The following is an 18,271-nucleotide window of genomic DNA, read 5'->3' as shown; positions in this document are numbered from 1 at the left end:
CAGGCCAAACCGTATCGGTGCAGTCGCCCGTCGTCAACGCTCCAGGACGCCACGTGCCGCGGAATAGGGCGTCGTACCGCCCTTTTCCGCTCGCGTGACCTCTGGCGGTTCCTTCCCGGCACAGTTCGGCTATGGTGATAGAGGTTCAAACCGGATTTCGCGATTCCGCTTCCTTTCTTTCAGCAACTTTCCACGTCCATGAACACGGCCGCGCCCTCCATCGATCTCGCCACGTACTGTCGTGACACCGCGAAACGCGCCAAAGAAGCTTCTGCGGCACTGGCGACGCTCGACGCGGAAATCAAGAATCGTTGGTTGAACGAATCGGCCGACGCGCTGACCGCATCAGTCGACCAAATCATCGCCGCCAATGAACAGGATTTGGCGGCGGCTCCCGGCTACGGTCTGACCGACGCGGCGGTGGACCGGCTGAGACTCAATGCGGACCGAATCGGCGGCATCGCCACGGCGCTCCGCGAGGTCAGCATGTTGGCCGATCCGGTCGGTGAAGTCCTTGACGGGTTTACACGTCCCGGCGGGTTGCAAATTCTGAAGAAACGCGTGCCGCTGGGCGTGGTGTTCTTTATCTATGAAAGCCGCCCCAACGTCACCGCCGACGCCGCAGCCATCTGCGTCAAGAGCGGCAACGCCGTCATCTTGCGAGGCGGCAAGGAAGCGATTCACAGCAGCCGTGCGATCGTCGACTTGCTGTCCGCCGCGGCAGAGAACTGCGGGTTGCCCCCGGCGGCCGTCCAGCTGGTATCGACGACCGATCGATCCGCCGTCGGCGAGTTCCTTTCGCTCGACCAGTACATCGACGTCGCGATCCCACGCGGCGGCGAAGGGCTGATCCGTCGTGTCACCAGCGAAGCGACGATGCCCGTGATCAAACACTACGACGGCAACTGCCATGTTTATGTCGACCAGTCGGCGGACGTCGACATGGCTGCGAAAATCGTTCACAACGCGAAATGCCAACGGATGGGAGTCTGCAACGCCTGCGAGTCGTTGCTGGTCCACGAATCGATCGCCCCGTCGGCGCTGCCGGTCATCGCCGAGCGACTGCAAGCCGAAAACGTCGAGATCCGCGCCGACCAAGCGGCGGCCCCACTGATCCCCGGTAGCGTGCCGGCAAGCGAAGAGGACTGGGGGACGGAATACCTGGGGCCGGTGATCAGCGTCGCGGTGGTTCGCTCGATCGACGACGCGATCAAACACATCAATCGCTACGGATCACACCACACCGACGCGATCATCACGCGCGACTTGGCCGCAGCCGAAACGTTCACCGCGGGCGTCGACAGCTCGGCGGTGATGGTCAACGCCAGCACCCGGTTCAACGACGGCGGCGTTTTCGGGCTGGGGGCGGAAATCGGCATCTCCACCGACAAATTCCACGCCCGCGGCCCCTGCGGATTGCGCGAGCTGACGACGTACAAGTACATCGTCAAAGGCGACGGACAGATCCGCACGTAGCCCGACCCGACTCACCGTCGGCGACAGAGGCCGTGCGGTTTTTAACCCCGGAGATACAAGGCGTCTACGCGTTTCACTCCCTTTGGCAGGAAGCTGGCTTTGAGGTGGAGCGATCGGGCAGGAGGTCTGGAAGAACCGAATAAGCCCACGGATAGCAGTGCGAACCCACGGATGTGATGCGGCCTGGGATCCGTGGGTTCGCGCTTTCATCCGTGGGCAATCGACCTCCCTATGGTTCAGGGCGGCCAGAGAAATTTGCAAAAAACCCTGAGAATCAAAGACTTATAAACCGCACGCCCCCTGCCAGGGAGCTCAATCGCCACCGGATGACAGCCCCCGACCTGACGGCGTTGGTGGCACCCGCCGCAAAATCTGCGCCTTTCTGCCCCTGGAAACGGGTTGAAGTCCAAGGGATCTGTCGATATTCTCCTGGACCCCCAAAAAACACAACGATTCAGGTCTAGAAAGATGGCACATAAGAAAGGTCAGGGATCCAGCCGCAACGGCCGCGATTCCAACGCACAACGTCGTGGCGTCAAAAAATTCGGCGGCGAAGCAGTCAGCGCGGGCAACATCCTGATCCGTCAGTGTGGTACCCGTTGGCGTGCCGGACGCGGTGTCGGACAGGGCAACGACTACACGCTGTTCGCCCTGGTCGACGGCAAGGTCGAATTCGACCAAAAAGGCCGACGCATCAACGTCGTGACGGCTTAGGCCGTAGCGGAAGTCGCCAAGACTTTCGCAAACCGTCGCCCCTCTCTCGCGTTTGCTTGATGCGCAAACGCCGTCTCTCCCAGAAGGAGAGAATCTCAACGCAAGCAAGGCCCTCCGCATGACCTATGCGGAGGCGACATCCACCCATCGTTGCTGGCGATGACTCTTCAAGATCGCTTCGCAGAGCAGGATTTCGTGGTGCCCATCCAGGAATGTCGGATAGGGCGCCGGGTCCGACAGAATGCCTTTCTCGATCGCCCCGTAGAAACTGCGAAAGAGTTGCTTGAAGGTATCGGGGAATCCTTCGTTGTGACCGCCGGGGTAGCTCGAAATCGCTGCGGCGGTTGGTTCCATCGCCGCCGGATCGCGGACCAGCGACTCATTGGGCCGATCGCGGTTGCCGAGTTGCAGCGCGTTGGGTGACTGGCTGTCCCAGGTCAAGGATTGCTTCGATCCGGCCAATTCAAAACGCAAACAGTTCTTCTTGCCGGCGGTGGTTTGCGAAACCCACAGGCAACCGTTTGCCCCATCGGCGAACCGCAGCATGATCGCACCGCAGTCTTCGGTCGTGATCTCGACCGGCTCGGTCGCCACATCCGCGGGGGTATCGCCGGAGTAGGTTTGTACCGGACCGGTCGGCCGCTGCCGCGTCGGGTACACGGTGCGTAAGTCCGCGCAGACCGACGTGATGCGACGACCGCTGATGAATTGGATCAAATCCAACCAGTGGGTGCCGATGTCGGCGACGGCTCTCAACTCCCCCCCGTCGGCGGCCAGCACACGCCAATTGAAATCGGTCGGCTTGAGCAGCCAGTCCTGGACATAAGAACCGGTGACGTGCAACAGGCTGCCGAGCGAATCGTTGCGGACCCGCGCGGCTGCTTCGTGGCACAGCGGATAGAACCGAATGTTGTAGGCGACCGCGGCGGCGCGCCCGCTGTCCCTTGCGATGCGAACCAGTTCGGCTGACTCGGTCGAGTTCATCGCCAACGGCTTTTCACAGACGACATGTTTGCGGGCCTGCAGCACCGCCTTGGCTTGGTCGAAGTGATAACGATTCGGTGTCGTCAGATGGACGCAATCGACCGTCGGGTCAGCCAACACATCGTCAAGTGTCTTGTAGTCGGCGGGCAAACCGAGACGCTGCGACGCGGCAATCGACTTTTCCGGACTCGACCCGACCACACCGGCGACTTGCACACCGGCCCGGCCGAGCGCTTCGACATGAACGGGTCCAATAAATCCGGTCCCTACCACCACGGTTCGAAAGCCTGTCATCCGTCACCACGCGTTGAAATCAAGAAGGCTGAAATCAAGAAGTACGCCGCACAGTGTGTCGCACCGACGACGCGGGTTCCAGGTGGCGCGCTGACAGAAAAGCGCCAGAGAGAAGCACCAAGCTACCACACGAGGAAGAAACCCTCCCCGGCAGGGAGGGGGAGGCAGACTGGTGCTTTCCTCGTTCCCGGGCTTTGCCAGGGCCGTGCAAAATCGTTCGATTCGCTCGTATTTTCGTTCGCAGGATTCCGGCGTTTTCGATTCCGCGAAGCGCTCATGGGATCAGCCGTTTGGCGCCAGCCTACGGGCCTCCATCGACGCCGGCGCCCCCATCGACACCGGCGCCCCCATCGACACCGGCGCCCCCATCGACACCGGCGCCCCCATCGACACCGGCGCCCCCATCGACACCGGCGCCCCCATCGACACCGGCGCCCCCATCGACACCGGCGCCCCCATCGACACCGGCGCCCCCATCGACACCGGCGCCCCCATCGACACCGGCGCCCCCATCGACACCGGCGCCCCCATCGACACCGGCGCCCCCATCGACACCGGCGCCCCCATCGACACCGGCGCCCCCATCGACACTGGGCCCGAACGCTCGCGCGAATCGGCTGATGTCACTCGTGTTTCGCCGCCCGCTGGCTACTGTGAGTCGACGCCCCGCCGCTATCCCGATGCGCCCCCGTTTGCGGCAACCCACATGCGTGGATCACACACGTGTGTTTGACACTGCGTTTTATTCACCTGCGTGACGAACACCCGTGTAGTAAACGCCCTCGCGGTTGGTGAGGGCGAACACTCATACAAGCCGATGCAACAGGTGATGAGAAAAATCCTAACGCGGTTGTGACTGTTTTCCGCCGCCCCCACCGACGCCAACCAACGAAGGCGAAACGATGCTGAACCACAACGAAACCCCGATGGGCCTGACACCAACTCCCCGGCCGGTCGTGTACGCGGCAAGCAAGGACGCCGGCTGGCTCTCGAAGGTCGCCCAGGCAGCACAGGCGGAGAACTGTCGCTTCCAAACGTCCTCTTCCATCACCTCGCTGATCAACCAGGCGGCCGCCGACAACGATGTGGCCTGTGTGCTGTTGGACTATGATCCGCGGATCCAGCAATGGACCAGCATCGAGCAGTTGCTGTTCGAAAAGAACGTGGTGGCGCCGGTCGTGTTGGTCCTGGATGAAACAAGTGGGATGGCGGCATCGGAAGCCGTCGCGCGGATCGCGCACGTCGTCGCCATCAACTCGATGGAAATTCCCGAGATCATCGAAACGATCCAACATGCGGTCGGTCTGAGCACGCTAGTCGAACACCAATTCGATGTCTTGCGTTGCCACCGGTTGTACCAAGGATTGCCGGACCGCCAGCGTCAAATCGTTGATTATGTCGTCGAAGGTGCACCGAACAAACAGATCGCGACGAAGCTGAAGGTGTCAGTCAAGACGATCGAACGGGAACGTCAAAAGGCGTACCGTCAATTGAACGTGCGGAGCACCGCCGAGATGACGCGAGTGGTAATCCTGGGCAGTCTGCATGACGTGGTCTTCCCCGCCGGAAAACCCGCCAAACCGCCCGGCGGCCTGCGACTCGATTCGCGCAGTTCCGGCGTCGCGCCGATCGCCACCAAGCCGACGAACGTGTTCAACCCGCCGACACCGCGCTGATCCGGTCAATGGAGCCGCGCGGTTTACCGCAGCTTCGTTTTCGATTGGCTGGACAGTCGCCGTCCTCTCCGAGGTCGGCGCGGGGCAAAGCTTCGCCTTTTCGGTCCGCCGAGTTCGGAGAACACGGCGACTCTCGGGTCTGCAAAAGCCTATCCCGCCTTACAACCTGGCGGGGTTGACCGGCACGCGAGGGATCGTGCCGCTGGCTTTCTTGCGCAGTTGATCGCGCAGCGTATCGATCACGGCCTGACGCCTGGCATCGGGCTCGATCGCCAAGTTGTCAAACTCCAACGGATCGGCGCGATGGTCATAAAGTTCGACGCCTTGCGCCCCTTCGGCCCATTCGGTATAGCGATAACGCTGGGTGCGAATACTGCATCCCATCACCTGTGTCTCCAGCCGGTCATCGGCGGGCCGCAAGACTTGCGTGATCGCTTGGCCGTCCCAGTCCGCTAGCGGATCCTCCAGCAACGTTGCCAAGTCACGGCCGGCAAGCCCCGGCGGCCCTTCGATTCCCGCCGCACCGACCACGGTGGGATAGATGTCCACAAACTCGACGATGCGTCGACAAGCCTGGCCGTTGCCGGCTGCTCCCGGAACACGAATGATCAGCGGTGACTTGGCCGACTGCTCGAATAACGTGCGTTTCTGCCAGATGCCGTTGTGTTCGCCCAGGTGATAGCCGTGGTCGCTCCAGAACACGACGATCGTATCGTCGGCCAACTCCAATCGCTCCAGCGCGTCGAGCAGCCGCCCCACCTGGGCATCGACAAACGAAACACAGGCGTAATAAGCTTGGGTGGCGCGGCGCAGCGTCGGTGGATCCAAGTTGTAATTGGGAATCGGACAATTGTGCGCAAACGCAGCCGTCGGGATGTCGTCTCGATCCCCCGGCGGCGCGTACGGCAGCGAGATCGTTTCCAGCGGGTACAGGTCGAAGTACTTTTTGGGCGCGACGTAAGGTGTGTGGGGGCGGAAGAACCCGACACCTAAAAAGAACGGTTCGTCACGGTGGGCTTCCATCAACTTGATCGCTTCGCTGGCGATCATCCCGTCGGTTTGTTCGTCGTCGCGGCCGTCGGCAGCCAGCCATGACAGCGCAGCGCTGATCTTTCGGTGTGGCTCGGCGTTGAAGATCAACGCTTCGTCGCTCTTGTCGCGGCCTTTGGGATTGACGGTCAGGTTCCACGACGGCGGATCATCGAACCCATCGGTTCCGATCGATGCGGGCACGTTGTAGTGATAGATCTTGCCGACCCGTGCCGCCAGATAGTCCCGCTGCTGGAACGCTTGGGGCAACGTGACCACGTCGGGCAATTGGTCGCGGAAGTGACGGTCCAAGTCATAGACGCCGATTTCATCCGGTCGACGGCCGGTCATGATCGACGCCCGCGTCGGATTGCAAAGCGGCAATTGGTTGTACGCGTTCAAGAAACACACGCCGGATGCCGCCAGCCGATCGATGTTCGGCGTTTTGGCGATCGGGTCGCCGTAGCACCCCAGCGTCGATGCCAAGTCATCGACCGCGATGAACAGCACGTTGGGAGATTCTGCGGCGGCGGGGTGTGCGGGGAAACCGGCCAGCAACAGCACGAGGATGGTGGGCCGGAACGCATGACCGAGAGCGGGCGATGAGAGCATGGAGGATGGCAGAATGATACGGGGCAGAATGATGGGAGCAGGGACACATCATATTCGGTCGAAAAAGGTCCCGGCAAACGGTCGATGATGCATCGCCGCGGTTGGGCAGGAGAGGGGGCAAAACGATGGGGGCAAAACAATAAGTCAATCCGAGCAGGCCGGTCAGTCCCCATCACTCCGTCCCCATCACTCCGTCCCCATCACTCCGTCCCCATCACTCCGTCCCCATCACTCCGTCCCCATCACTCCGTCCCCATCACTCTGCCTCCCATCATTCTGCCCCCCATCATTCTGCCCCGTATCATTCTGCCTCCCATCGTTTTGCCCCCATCGTTTTGCCCCCATCGTTTTGCCCCCATCGTTTTGCCCCCATCGTTTTGCCCCCCACTAAAACCGCCCCTGCCGCTGCATCAAATACTCCGTCAGCGCGGTATCAAACGGCATGCTGGTATCCAGGGGGACGTAGTCGATTTGCAGTTGATTGCAGCCATCACGGAAGGCGTCGCGGAATTCGGCGAGCGCGGCCAGGTAGTCATCGCGGAACCCCGAGGCGTCGACGGAGACGGATTGTCCGGATTCCGAATCGGTAAACTGCACCGGGCCGTCGTAGGGGAATTCGACTTCGGCCGCATCGAGCACGTGAAAGACGATCACGTCGTGCCCGGCGTGCCGCAGCCTTGCCAGCGAAGAGACGACGTCGGCGATTTGCTCCTGCCAACTTTTTTCGCCGTCATCGGCCGGCCACAAGTCGCTAAACAGCATCACCAGCGAGTGTTGCTTCAACATGGCGGCCACCTGAGTCAACGCGGCCGGGACGTCGGTCGCCCCGGCGGGTTTCAGGTTCGAGAGTCTGGCGATGACATCGCCCAGATGCCCGCGACGCGAGCGAGCGGGCAGGGACGCGTGGAGCTTTTCGTCAAACGTGATCAAGCCGACCGGGTCTTGTTGCATGATCATCAGGTACGTCAGCGCGGCGGCCAGGCAGGTCACGTACTCGAACTTCGTCATCGATTGGCTTTCGGTAAAACCCATCGACTTCGACAGGTCGATGACCAGGTAACCGACCAGGTTGGTTTCCGATTCAAACCGTTTGACGAAGTACTTGTCGGTCTTGGCATAGACCAACCAGTCGATCAGTTTGGGGTCGTCACCGCGGTTGTAGCGTCGATGCTCGCTGAACTGGACGGAAAAACCGTGAAAGGGACTGCTGTGCAACCCTTGCAGAAACCCGCGGACGACCATCCGCGCGCGGAGGTCCAAGCGTTTGATACTTTGCAGCGCTTCGGGCGAGAGCAGCGAGCTCATTTGGCCATTTTTTCCGGTTGCGGCGGCTGGATATCCTGAAGCAATCGCGTCACCAGCGCGTCGCTGTCCATGCCGTCGGCGGTCGCTTGGAAATTGGTCCCGATGCGGTGCCGCAGCACGGGCAACGCGATCCTCCGGACGTCGTTGACGTCGACGCTGAACCGACCTTCCATCGCCGCGATCGCTTTGGCCCCGGCGATCAGGTTTTGTCCGGCCCGAGGCCCGGCGCCGAAATCGACCAGGTCGCGAATGTATTCCGGCGAGCTTTCATCGGACGGGCGGGTGGCGCGGACGATGCTGGCAACATACTTGATGACAAAGGGATTGACCGCCACGCTGGTGACCAATTGCTGGACGTTCAGAATCGCGCGGGCGGACAAGACCTTGTTGACATTGGCGGTTTCCCCCCGGGTCGTCGTCGTCAGGATTTGCTCTTCTTCGGCCGCCGAGGGGTAGTCCAATTTGATATTGAACATGAACCGGTCCAGTTGGGCTTCCGGCAACGGGTACGTCCCCTCTTGCTCGATCGGGTTCTGCGTCGCGATCGTGAAGAATGGTTTCGGCAGGGCAAACGTTTCGCGTCCCACGGTGACCTGGCGTTCTTGCATCGCTTCGAGCAGCGCGGCTTGCGTCTTCGGCGGGGTGCGGTTGATTTCGTCTGCCAACAAGATGTTGGCAAAGATCGGCCCTTCGACGAATCGGAAGCTACGTTTTCCGTGTTCGTCCTCCTCCAAGACTTGCGTGCCGGTGATGTCCGAAGGCATCAGGTCGGGGGTGAACTGGATGCGTTTGAAGCTGACGTCCAGGATGCTGGCCAGCGTGCTGACGATCAACGTTTTGGCCAGTCCCGGGACGCCTTCGAGCAAGCAGTGGCCGCGGGTGTAGATCGCCGCCAGCAACTGCTCGATCGTTTCGGATTGTCCGACGATGACCTTGGACAGTTCGCTGCGGATCGTCGACTGGTGATCGGAGAATTCACGCAGGACATCGCCGAGGTTGCGTCCGGGTTGACCGCCGGGTTTGGCGGCCGGCGGGTTGGGTGGAGTCGGGGCGCTCACGATGGGGCGGCTACCTTGCAAAAAGGGGACGTGCAAAAAGGGGACGGGGGTCGAATCAGGTGGCTCTCGCTTCGCGAGTCACGCGGCGGTGACACCGGCGGCATCGCCGACATGGATGCATCAGTGTAAGATGGACAGACAGGTTACTGGAAAGGGGGACCACCGATTGTTTCGCCGCATCACGCTAGTTTTTTCCGTCGTTGTCGCATTTTGGACGGTTCCCGCGACGGTTCATGCCGACGTGGATGCCGCTGCGGTCAATCGCGCGATCGATCGCGGGATTACCTATCTTCGCAGCACGCAGGGTGAGCGCGGCGGCTGGGACGAATTCCAGGGCCAATCGTGCGGGCTGTCGTCGTTGTGCACGCTCGCCCTGCTCAACGCCGGTGTGTCGCGTGATGACCCGGCGATCAAGCGAGCGATGACCTATTTGCGGGCGACGGTTGCCGAAAGCACCTATTCGGTGGCGCTGCAAACGCTCGTGTTCTGCCAACACGGTTCGGCCAGTGATTTGCCGCGGATTCGCAACAACGTGACGTGGTTGACCGAATCCCAAACCGCCATCGGGGCCTGGAGCTACGGCGGGAAACGCCAATTCGGTGGCGACCCCTCCAATGCCCAATTCGCATTGCTGGCCCTCGGGGCGGCCCAGGACCGTGGCGTCACGGTCGACCCGAAGGTGTTTCAGCAGGCGATCGACTACTGGGAACTGCAACAGAAACCAAACGGCGGCTGGGGTTATGGGGGCAGTTCGGCGACGGGAAGCATGACCTGTGCGGGCATCGCGTCATTGATCATCGCCAACGGTCGACTGGGCAACGTCAGTTCATCGGTCAGCGACGGCAAGATCGAATGCTGCGGCGGTGCGTCGACCGAGCAAGACCCGATCGCGCGCGGCATCGATTGGTTGGCCAAGCGATTCAGTGTGGATGTCAATCCCGGCGGCAGCGCCGACACCTACTACTATTATCTCTACGCGGTCGAACGCACCGGACGACTCTCCGGCCGCCGTTTCTTTGGCGGTCACGATTGGTATCGCGAAGGCGCCGAACGATTGATCGCGCAACAGGATGACTTTCAAGGTTTTTGGGAAGGCGGACAATGGGAACGCCCCACCGTCGCCACCTCGTTCGCGTTGCTGTTTCTTTCCAAAGGCAAACGTCAAGTCGTCGTCGGACAGTTGCAGCGTGACCGCGCCGGACAATCCGAATGGCAACCGCACCCCGATGCGTTGCGACAACTGGTGCGTCACGTCGAACGCGCATGGGGACGCGATTTGACCTGGCAGACCGTGCGGCTGGAAGATGCCTCGCTGGTCGACGTGCTGCAAACCCCCGTGCTGGTCATCAGCGGCAAACAAGCACTGTCGCTCGATGCCAACGCAAGCGACCTACTCAAGGACTACGTCGACCAGGGCGGCACGATCGTCTTTGACGCCAGTGGTGACAACGGTTGTGGCAACGCCGCGAATTTTCAGAACAGCGTGGCGAACCTGTGTGCCGAGTGGTATCCCGGCGCACCGCTGGAGCGATTGCCGACGTCTCATCCGGTATGGAATGCCGAGCGCAACGTGGACATCGGTGCGATGCCCAACGGGTTTTGGGTCTACGGCGTCCAAGCCTGCTGTCGGACCGCGGTGTTCTACGTGCCGCAAAGTCTGACGTGTCGTTGGGAATTGGGCGACCGACTGTTTCATCGCGGAGAGACCGACGATCCGGATCGCCGCCAGATCGACCATTCGATCCGGATCGGCCAAAACATCATCGCTTATGCGACGGGGCGTGAACTGAAAGACAAATTGGACGCCCAGATCGTGCTGCAAGCCGACGGCGTGGAATCGAGCGAGCGGGGGACGACACGGATCGCGCGGCTGGATGTCGGTGCCGGCGGTGAAGACGCGCGCCGCGCGCTGCCCAACGCGTCGACCATCATTCGCAAACAAACGCAGGTCGCGATCAGCGTGCCCGAAAACCCGGTCGCCTTCGACGAGCAAGCCCTCGCGGACGTCGCGGTGTTGTGGGTCCATGGGCGACGCGACTTTGTGTTGTCATCCGGCCAGCGAGACGTGCTGCGGCAATTCGTCGAGCGTGGCGGAGTGATTCTGGGCACCGCGATCTGCGGGGACGAATCCTTTGCCCGAGCGTTTCGCCGCGAGTTTGCCGCGGTGCTGGGACAGAACTCGCTGCAATCGATGCCCTCGGATCACCCGATGCTGTCCACCCAGTACTACGGTTACGACCTTCGATCGGTGACCATTCGCCGGATCGGCCGCGGGGCGAGCGGTCAACAAATCCGCCGCCAGACCTCGCCGCCGATTTTGGAATACGCCGAAATCGACGATGTCGTCGCGGTCGTGTTTTCACCGCTGGACATCAGCTGCGCCCTTGAAAGCCAGAACTCCGTCCAGTGCCCGGGCTACGGGACCGAAGACGCTGCCAAAATCGTCACCAACGTCGTGCAGATGGCGCTCAATCAGTAACCTACTGGTTTTCGCGACGAACCAAGTGGTCGGCGTTCGAAACACAGGCGTCGATCGCGGTCTCGGCGTTCCGGCGAATGCGTTTGGTCATGATGACACCGAAGCATGAAAACAGCAGCAGCATGAACGCCGCGCCGACAAGCAGCTTTTCAATCAATCCTTGAGGGAAGTTGGCCTGGGGGATGTTCGCGAAGGCGACGGCTATTGTGATGACCATGAACGCGGATAGGCCACCGAATAAACAAAGCGGAAAGAAGATCATGAAATTGCGCATCCAACGAACACCGCCCAGATCGGCTTGAACGGCGATCTTTCCTCGCGTTGAATGGCTCCGTCGCAGCGTGATTTCCGTCGCCCCAAGGATCGGGTTTTGATTGGTGCTACGCATGCCCGGTCCCCGCAACTTCACTTCGTTGTCATTTTGTGAAGTCACATTGAAACCGCAGGCGATCAGCAATTCGGACGCCTTGTTCAGAACGACGTCTTCGCTGGAGTGAACCGGTAGCTGCGTTACGTACTGCATAGCACAAGATCAGCTCATCAATCGGGAAACACCGCCATCACTTCTGCGGCCCACGCGTCCCAGCCTTCAGCGGCGGCTTCGAAATCGACCTTCATCCAACGCACCGGATCCCGCGGCATCACGCGGGGACGATACTCACTGTCGCGGCTGATCGGCAGCTGGCTGCTGTCCCCCATCGCCAACCGGTCTTCGGTTTGGGCGGACACCAGGTAATCGGCCAGCGATTCGGCGGCGACCGGGTTGGGCGCGTCCTTCAAAATCGCCAACGTGTTGGGGATCCGCAACGTCCCCGGTTGATCGGGTTGTTGGTCCGGAAACACGATCGCGACCTTGCGCAATTGGTCCTTTTCGATGATCGCATCGTCGGTGTCGGTCAGCCCCCAGGCGACTTCGCCGGATGAGACCGCTTGGGCGACTTGCTTGTTGCCAGAGAGCACCACGGCGTTGTCGTGAATCTGGCGCAAGAAGTCCAGCGTTTCATCATGACCGTCACGGACACGGAGCACGGCAAAGTGCGTCGCGGTGGTTCCGAACAACGGCCGAGCCATCGCGCAGTTGTGTTTCCATTTCGGATCCACTAACTCCGCCACGCTGGTCGGATAGTCGTCTTTGGAGGGAATCTTGTCGGTGTTGACCAGCAGCACTCTTGCGCGGGCGGCGAATCCACACCAGGTTCCATCGCTGGCGATCATGTCACTCGGCCAGCCCGGCGCGACGGCCCAGGTTCGCGGTTTCAACAACCCCAGCTTTTGCAGCCGAACGGTGTGCATGATCTCGTTGTTCCAAAACACATCGCAAACCGGCGAATTCTGCTCGGCGAGAATCTGGTTGACCAGGCCGACCGTTTTCGTCGATTCCACGTCAAACTTGGCGACGATCCCCGTCTCGTGATCCACACTTCGTTCGTAGGCGGCAAAAATCGGTGTCGCAAACTGCTCGTCCAGCGCCGAGTAGACGACCACGTCCCGTTCGGCTTTGGGGACACAGGCGGTCGTGCCCAACAGCAGCGGGCACAGCAAAAGGCACCATCGAATCGCAGCGGATCGCGTCTCAAGGGCGAATCGTCGGTTCGCGGTGTGCAGGTTAGAATGGTGCAATGGTCTCATTTATCAACAACAGTTCGATCGACTTGGGTTGGCACTTCGGCGCCGCGTTCCGCGGTGCTGCGAAGCACGTTTTCAGAAAACAACTGAATGCTTCTTGGTTTCGGCGCATTCTAACACTGATCGGATGGATCGGCATCGCGGCGTTGAATCCCGCGGAGGTGTTTGCGCAAACGTCGCCCGAGATGCAGACGGTCGAGATGCTACGAGTCCAAGGCAAACACATCGTGTTGAAGTCGGACTCCGGTTCGCGTGAGTCGCTGGTCGAGTTGGTCGACGCCTTCGATGCCGCAGTCCCCCAGTGGGAACGGTTCTGGCAACTGACACCGGGGGCGTTGGACCGCTGGCGGGTCGACGCGTTTGTGATGTCCGATCCACAGCGATTTCGTGACAGCGGAGATCTGCCGCCGGACCTGCGTTTCCCCTTCGGCTATGCCATCGATTCCAACATTTGGGCGTTGCGGCAAAAGAGCGACTACTACACCCGCCACCTGTTGCTGCACGAAGGCGTGCACGCGTTGGCGATCGAGTTGTTCGACGGCACCGGGCCGTCATGGTTTGCCGAGGGGCTGGCGGAGATGCTGGGCGTTCACCACGGCACGGGAAAGCAAGTCCAAGTCAACGTGGTACCGGAATCACGCCAGGCCGTTCCCTACTGGGGCCGGTTCAAACTGTTGTCGCAGCGTCGCGAGGAACAGCGAATTCCAGCCCTCGATGCCGTGCTGCGATACCCACCGGATTTAAAAAGCGATGTCGAATCGTACGGCTGGAGCTGGGTGGCGGCGATGTTGTTGACCGAGTATCCCGACTACCGCCCGGCAGTTCTGGCCGAGGCACGCAACGGCAGCGTGCGAACGGTCGCCTTCACCACCGCGTTTAAACGTCGACTGGCACAACAGTGGCCGATCGTCCAAGCGCGCTGGCGAATGTTGACGCACACGATCGATTACGGATTTGACTGGTCGCGGGAACGCATCGAATTGGCGATGACCGACAAACTGTGGCGGGGAAGCCAGCTTGAGAAAACGATCGCGGCAGACCAGGGCTGGCAAAGCGTCGGCGTCCGATTTGCGCCCGGGATGCGAGTCAAAATCACCGCCGAGGGGCGATGCAGCCTGGACGACGAACCGAAACCGTGGATCAGCGAGCCCCCCGGAGTCACGATCCATTACGCCAACGATCGGCCGCTCGGTCAATTGCTGGTGTGCGTCTTGCCCAACAGAACTGACGAGGAACAACAGCTTGATCCGTTGCTGATTCAGAGTGTCGAATCCGAAATCGAATTGGTCATCGACAAGCATTGCTGGTTGCTGTTTCGAATCAACGATCACCTGGACGACCTGGGCAATAATCGCGGCGGTTATGGGGTGACGATTCGGAGGTAGGGTCGGGGAGTTTTTGGTCAAAAAATTTGTTGGTCAAAAAATGGCAACGACCCGATTCCTCGTTTCCCGCCCCCATACTACGCCCGGGCTGCGCAGAATCGCGGGGCCTGCCATCGCTAAATATCTAACGAATTGATGCTTCGATTTACGAAAGACGAATACGGGGCGGCTCGCCAGGAAAACTCAACTGACATTAGCCGGTTCGCCCACGTGGTCCCAATTCTTAGCCACATGCAGAAATGGGGTAAGAAGATTTCGGAGGTAAGAAAATGATGAAAGACACCATCCATTCGATTTAGCCAATTTTCCTACCTCCAAAATCTTCCTACCTTTCCACTTGCTACGACGTCCTGCCATGTCGAAGGGAATCAGCAGGGGGATAACACCACGAAAACTGAAGCTGACCCGGCACCACGGTTTTGATACCGTCGCCGCGGGCTCGCCGAGTCCGTCTGTTTTGTGAATCGCTCTGTGCGTGGTGGATGTGTGATGCGTCGACGAAAAGGATTTCGTGGTGGTGTTCATTTTTCCAGTCGCCGACGGCTCGGGGTTGAATCCCTCGAAACGCGTCGACTGCTTGCGGGCGATGTCGTGCCGGTGGTGCAGGATCGAATCGACAGCTCCCCATCGATTGAAAGCGTTGCTGTCAACGACAACGCCTCCGATGCGGCCGGCGAAACGATGCGAACGGCGGCAGACCTAGGCGTTGTCGACGGCCCGATCCGGCGGGCGGGAAGTCTGGATTGGTTTGACCGTATCGATGTGGTTCGATTCGAAGTCGTTTCGGAAGCCACCGTCCGCATCACGCTGGACCAACTCAATCACGATGCCGATCTGTACGTGGTTGATCGCCGCGGTCACGTGATCGGATCATCAACGCGTTCGCTCGATCGCAGCGAATCGCTGTCGGGATCACTGCCGGCGGGCGAATACTACATCGCGATCTCCGCGGTCGATTATCGCAACATTTTCTATCGATTGACCGTGGATGCCCAAAGCCAGCAACCGGCAGTAGCGGCCCCACCCGCGCGGCAGAGAGACTCACCCGCGCAGCAAAGAGACTCACCCGCGCAGCCGACCACGGTGACGCCACTTGCGGACGTGCCCTACTTTGGTGGCAGCCAGGACTGGAATCTCAATGCCGTCGGGGCGCCGGAATCGTGGGCGGCCGGATACCGTGGACAAGGGGTCACGGTGGCCGTGATCGATACCGGCGTGGACCTCGACCATCCGGACTTGGTCGACAGCTTGTACATCAACCGGGGCGAGATTGCTGGCAATGGGATCGACGATGACGGCAACGGTTTCATCGACGACGTCTCGGGCTATGACTTTGTCGGCGGCGACGCCTGGGCGGATGACGGCAACGGTCATGGCACGCACGTCGCCGGCACGATCGCAGCGGGCGACAACGGGTTTGGGGTGACCGGCGTGGCGCCGGATGCCAAGATCCTGCCCGTCCGCGTGTTGGATGATTCCGGCAGCGGATCGGATGCCGGCGTTGCCGCCGGGATTCGCTACGCGGCCGACTCGGGCGCGCAAATCATCAACCTCAGCCTCGGCGGCGACGCCAGTTCGCGGATCGCCGCAGCGATCAACTACGCGATCTCCTTGGGGTCACTGGTGATCGCCGCGGCGGGGAACGAATCAGCGACCAGCCCCAGTTACCCGGCGCGACACAGCGCCGCGTCGACCGGCGTGCTGTCGGTCGGTGCCTATGACGTTGACGGCCGCATCGCGGGTTTCAGCAACGATGTGGGCAACAGTGGCGCCGTTCAAATCGACGCGCCGGGCGTTCGTGTTTACAGCGCCTATGTCGGCGGCGGCTACCGTTCGCTGAGCGGTACCAGCATGGCCAGCCCACATGTGGCAGGCGTGGCCGCGTTGACGCTGTCGGCCAACCCACAACTCACCTCGTCTCAACTGCGAGCATTGCTCGCCGGCGGAACCGTCGGGCAAGCGACAGCAAGTGATTCGATCGGCAAGGCCAGCACCTTAAACTCCGTCGCCTATGCCGCCGCGGGGTGGACATCGGCTGGTGGACGGGCAGGGGGGGGAATCGCAAGTTCGACAACGTCATCGACGCGAGTTCGAGCAACGACGGGCAATCTCGCAACAGCGGTGTCGGATTTGCTGGGCAACCAGTCGGCAACGTTCGATCAGCCATCGAATGATGTCGTCGACGCCCCATCGATTGACGTGGCGACAATGAAAAAATTGGTCTCCACCGATCCGCTCCCTTCGCACGTCGTTGACGATCTGCTTGGAAACACCGAACTTGATTGGACGGACGATGTGTTGGGACGCGACGAAACCGAGCCGATGGCAAACGCATTGTCCAGCCTTGAGGGACGCGCCGATTTGGGACCATCGGTATCCCACGCATAGCCGTCGCTCCAAGCACGATGCTCCTTCCGGGCCGTCGCTGAACCACAGGGAGGTCCCTCCCCAGAACTTTATCCCGAACGCACGCCAGTGTGCCTCTCCGCACCGACGGCGTGTCCTCCCGCGTCTCTCGGCGGCATCTGAGCGTGCCGATTGAGCTACTCCTGATCGGCCGTGATCGTCTAGAATGCGAGCATCTCCCCTCCATGAGCTTCAGGATGACGCATCGGCAGACCCGCACCAGGAATCGACCCCGCCCTTCCACAGGCCAGCCCCGCGCCGCATCGGCGGGGGTGCTGCCGGGCCGACCGTCGCCACGCGATCCCGCCGTTTTGAGTCGGCTGGCCGGAGAAGTCGCGATTCGGACCTTTCCCGCGCGGCAACGCGATCAATGGCGGCGACAGATCTATGAACAAATGCTGGTGACCAGTCGCTGCATCAACGGTCCGAATTTCCAGAAGGTCGCCGCGGACGACGTCGCTCGAATGATCCGCATGTACGATGACCGTTTTTTCGAAGGACGGATTTTAAGCGCCGCGTCGGCCGAAGGCATCTCGTTCCATCTGTCCTCACGGATGACCAGCGTCGGCGGCAAATTGGTCACTCAATACCCCGAAGGCAGCTACGACGGGCGACGCCAATTCGAACTCGTCCTCTCCAGCACCCTGCTGTTCCAAACCTTCGAAGACGTCTCCCGTCCGATCGAGGTGGCCGGGTGCTTGTGTCACGACCGCTTGGAGGCGATGCAGCGGATCGCCGAGCACGAGTTCGTGCACTTGATCGAAATGTTGATTTGGAATGACGGCAATTGCAGCGAAGCCCGTTACCAGTCGATCGCCAACCGATACTTCGGCCACACCGATTACCAACACAACCTGATCACCCAACGCGAGCGGGCCGCGGTCCGTTTCAACATCCGCGTCGGTGACGACGTCGTCTTTTTCCACGACGGGCACCGCATGCAAGGGCGGGTCAACCGCATCACCCGCCGCGCGACGGTGCTGGTCCCCAACCCCGCCGGGCAAAAATTCAGCGACGGAAAACGCTACTCACGCTACTACGTCCCGCTGGAGCGGCTGCAGAAGAGATGAGTTGGGAGAAGGGAGATGGGAGTTGGGAGTGAAGGAGAAGGGAGTTGGGAGAAGGGAGAAGGGAGATGGTTTATTAGCACCTTCACTCTCAACATCCCAACTCCTTCACTCCCAACTCCTTCACTCCCAACTCCTTCACTCCCAACTCCTTCACTCC

The 18,271-nt window shown here is 60.9% G+C and carries 14 protein-coding genes; 8 read left to right on the top strand and 6 right to left on the bottom strand.

Annotated elements, in window-relative coordinates; genetic code table 11:
* Positions 1-198: 198 nt before the first annotated feature.
* Entirely contained in the window at positions 199-1,476 is a 1,278-nt protein-coding gene (locus Mal15_RS23585; protein ID WP_147870007.1) for a glutamate-5-semialdehyde dehydrogenase, read from the top strand.
* 468 nt (positions 1,477-1,944) lie between these two features.
* Entirely contained in the window at positions 1,945-2,190 is a 246-nt protein-coding gene (gene rpmA / locus Mal15_RS23580) for a 50S ribosomal protein L27 (protein ID WP_147870006.1), read from the top strand.
* Between the two features lie 123 nt (positions 2,191-2,313).
* Here the strand turns inward: rpmA and Mal15_RS23575 are convergent, their stop codons facing one another.
* Positions 2,314-3,468 carry a Gfo/Idh/MocA family protein gene (locus tag Mal15_RS23575; RefSeq protein WP_147870005.1) on the bottom strand — a complete coding sequence of 385 codons (1,155 nt, stop codon included), beginning with the start codon at positions 3,466-3,468 and terminating at the stop codon, positions 2,314-2,316.
* A gap of 172 nt (positions 3,469-3,640) precedes the next feature.
* Here Mal15_RS23575 and Mal15_RS34220 point away from each other — a divergent pair, with 172 nt between their 5' ends.
* Together Mal15_RS34220 and Mal15_RS23565 are read left to right on the top strand one after the other, a co-directional pair.
* Positions 3,641-4,201 (top strand): hypothetical protein, encoded by a 561-nt coding sequence (locus Mal15_RS34220; protein WP_167547009.1) that lies wholly within the window; start codon positions 3,641-3,643, stop codon positions 4,199-4,201.
* Positions 4,202-4,370: 169 nt separating this feature from the next.
* A complete protein-coding gene (locus tag Mal15_RS23565; RefSeq protein WP_147870004.1) occupies positions 4,371-5,144 on the top strand; it encodes a LuxR C-terminal-related transcriptional regulator in 774 nt (257 codons plus the stop codon).
* A 159-nt stretch (positions 5,145-5,303) separates the two neighbouring features.
* On the opposite strand, the gene Mal15_RS23560 is transcribed toward Mal15_RS23565, so the two are convergent.
* From Mal15_RS23560 to Mal15_RS23550, 3 genes are all read right to left on the bottom strand, one after another.
* Positions 5,304-6,785 (bottom strand): sulfatase, encoded by a 1,482-nt coding sequence (locus Mal15_RS23560; RefSeq protein WP_147870003.1) that lies wholly within the window; start codon positions 6,783-6,785, stop codon positions 5,304-5,306.
* A 387-nt stretch (positions 6,786-7,172) separates the two neighbouring features.
* Positions 7,173-8,090, bottom strand: coding sequence for a DUF58 domain-containing protein (locus tag Mal15_RS23555; RefSeq protein WP_147870002.1), 918 nt, complete (start codon positions 8,088-8,090; stop codon positions 7,173-7,175).
* A complete protein-coding gene (locus Mal15_RS23550; protein ID WP_147870001.1) occupies positions 8,087-9,148 on the bottom strand; it encodes an AAA family ATPase in 1,062 nt (353 codons plus the stop codon). Before Mal15_RS23550 ends, Mal15_RS23555 begins: the two co-directional genes overlap by 4 nt.
* 166 nt (positions 9,149-9,314) lie before the next feature.
* On the opposite strand from Mal15_RS23550, the gene Mal15_RS23545 reads away from it, so the two are divergent.
* Positions 9,315-11,627, top strand: a complete 2,313-nt coding sequence (locus Mal15_RS23545; protein WP_167547008.1) for a DUF4159 domain-containing protein — start codon at positions 9,315-9,317, stop codon at positions 11,625-11,627.
* 1 nt (position 11,628) lies between these two features.
* On the opposite strand, the gene Mal15_RS23540 is transcribed toward Mal15_RS23545, so the two are convergent.
* Complete coding sequence (locus Mal15_RS23540; protein ID WP_147869999.1) at positions 11,629-12,150, bottom strand: hypothetical protein; 522 nt, start codon at positions 12,148-12,150, stop codon at positions 11,629-11,631.
* A gap of 17 nt (positions 12,151-12,167) precedes the next feature.
* Positions 12,168-13,184 carry an extracellular solute-binding protein gene (locus Mal15_RS23535; protein ID WP_315854305.1) on the bottom strand — a complete coding sequence of 339 codons (1,017 nt, stop codon included), beginning with the start codon at positions 13,182-13,184 and terminating at the stop codon, positions 12,168-12,170.
* Between the two features lie 62 nt (positions 13,185-13,246).
* Between Mal15_RS23535 and Mal15_RS23530 the strand changes: the two genes are divergently transcribed.
* The 3 genes from Mal15_RS23530 (at position 13,247) to Mal15_RS23520 (ending at position 18,114) form a co-directional block, all read left to right on the top strand.
* Positions 13,247-14,638 carry a hypothetical protein gene (locus Mal15_RS23530; RefSeq protein ID WP_147869997.1) on the top strand — a complete coding sequence of 464 codons (1,392 nt, stop codon included), beginning with the start codon at positions 13,247-13,249 and terminating at the stop codon, positions 14,636-14,638.
* 489 nt (positions 14,639-15,127) lie between these two features.
* A complete protein-coding gene (locus tag Mal15_RS23525; RefSeq protein ID WP_147869996.1) occupies positions 15,128-17,026 on the top strand; it encodes a S8 family serine peptidase in 1,899 nt (632 codons plus the stop codon).
* A gap of 215 nt (positions 17,027-17,241) precedes the next feature.
* On the top strand, positions 17,242-18,114 hold the full coding sequence (locus Mal15_RS23520) for a hypothetical protein (protein ID WP_147869995.1): 873 nt from the start codon (positions 17,242-17,244) through the stop codon (positions 18,112-18,114).
* Positions 18,115-18,271: the final 157 nt, after the last annotated feature.

Origin of the sequence: Stieleria maiorica (assembly GCF_008035925.1) — a bacterium.
GTDB lineage: Bacteria > Planctomycetota > Planctomycetia > Pirellulales > Pirellulaceae > Stieleria > Stieleria maiorica.
The sequence above is the reverse complement of the archived record's forward strand: the minus strand, read 5'-3'. Positions and strand labels throughout refer to the sequence as shown.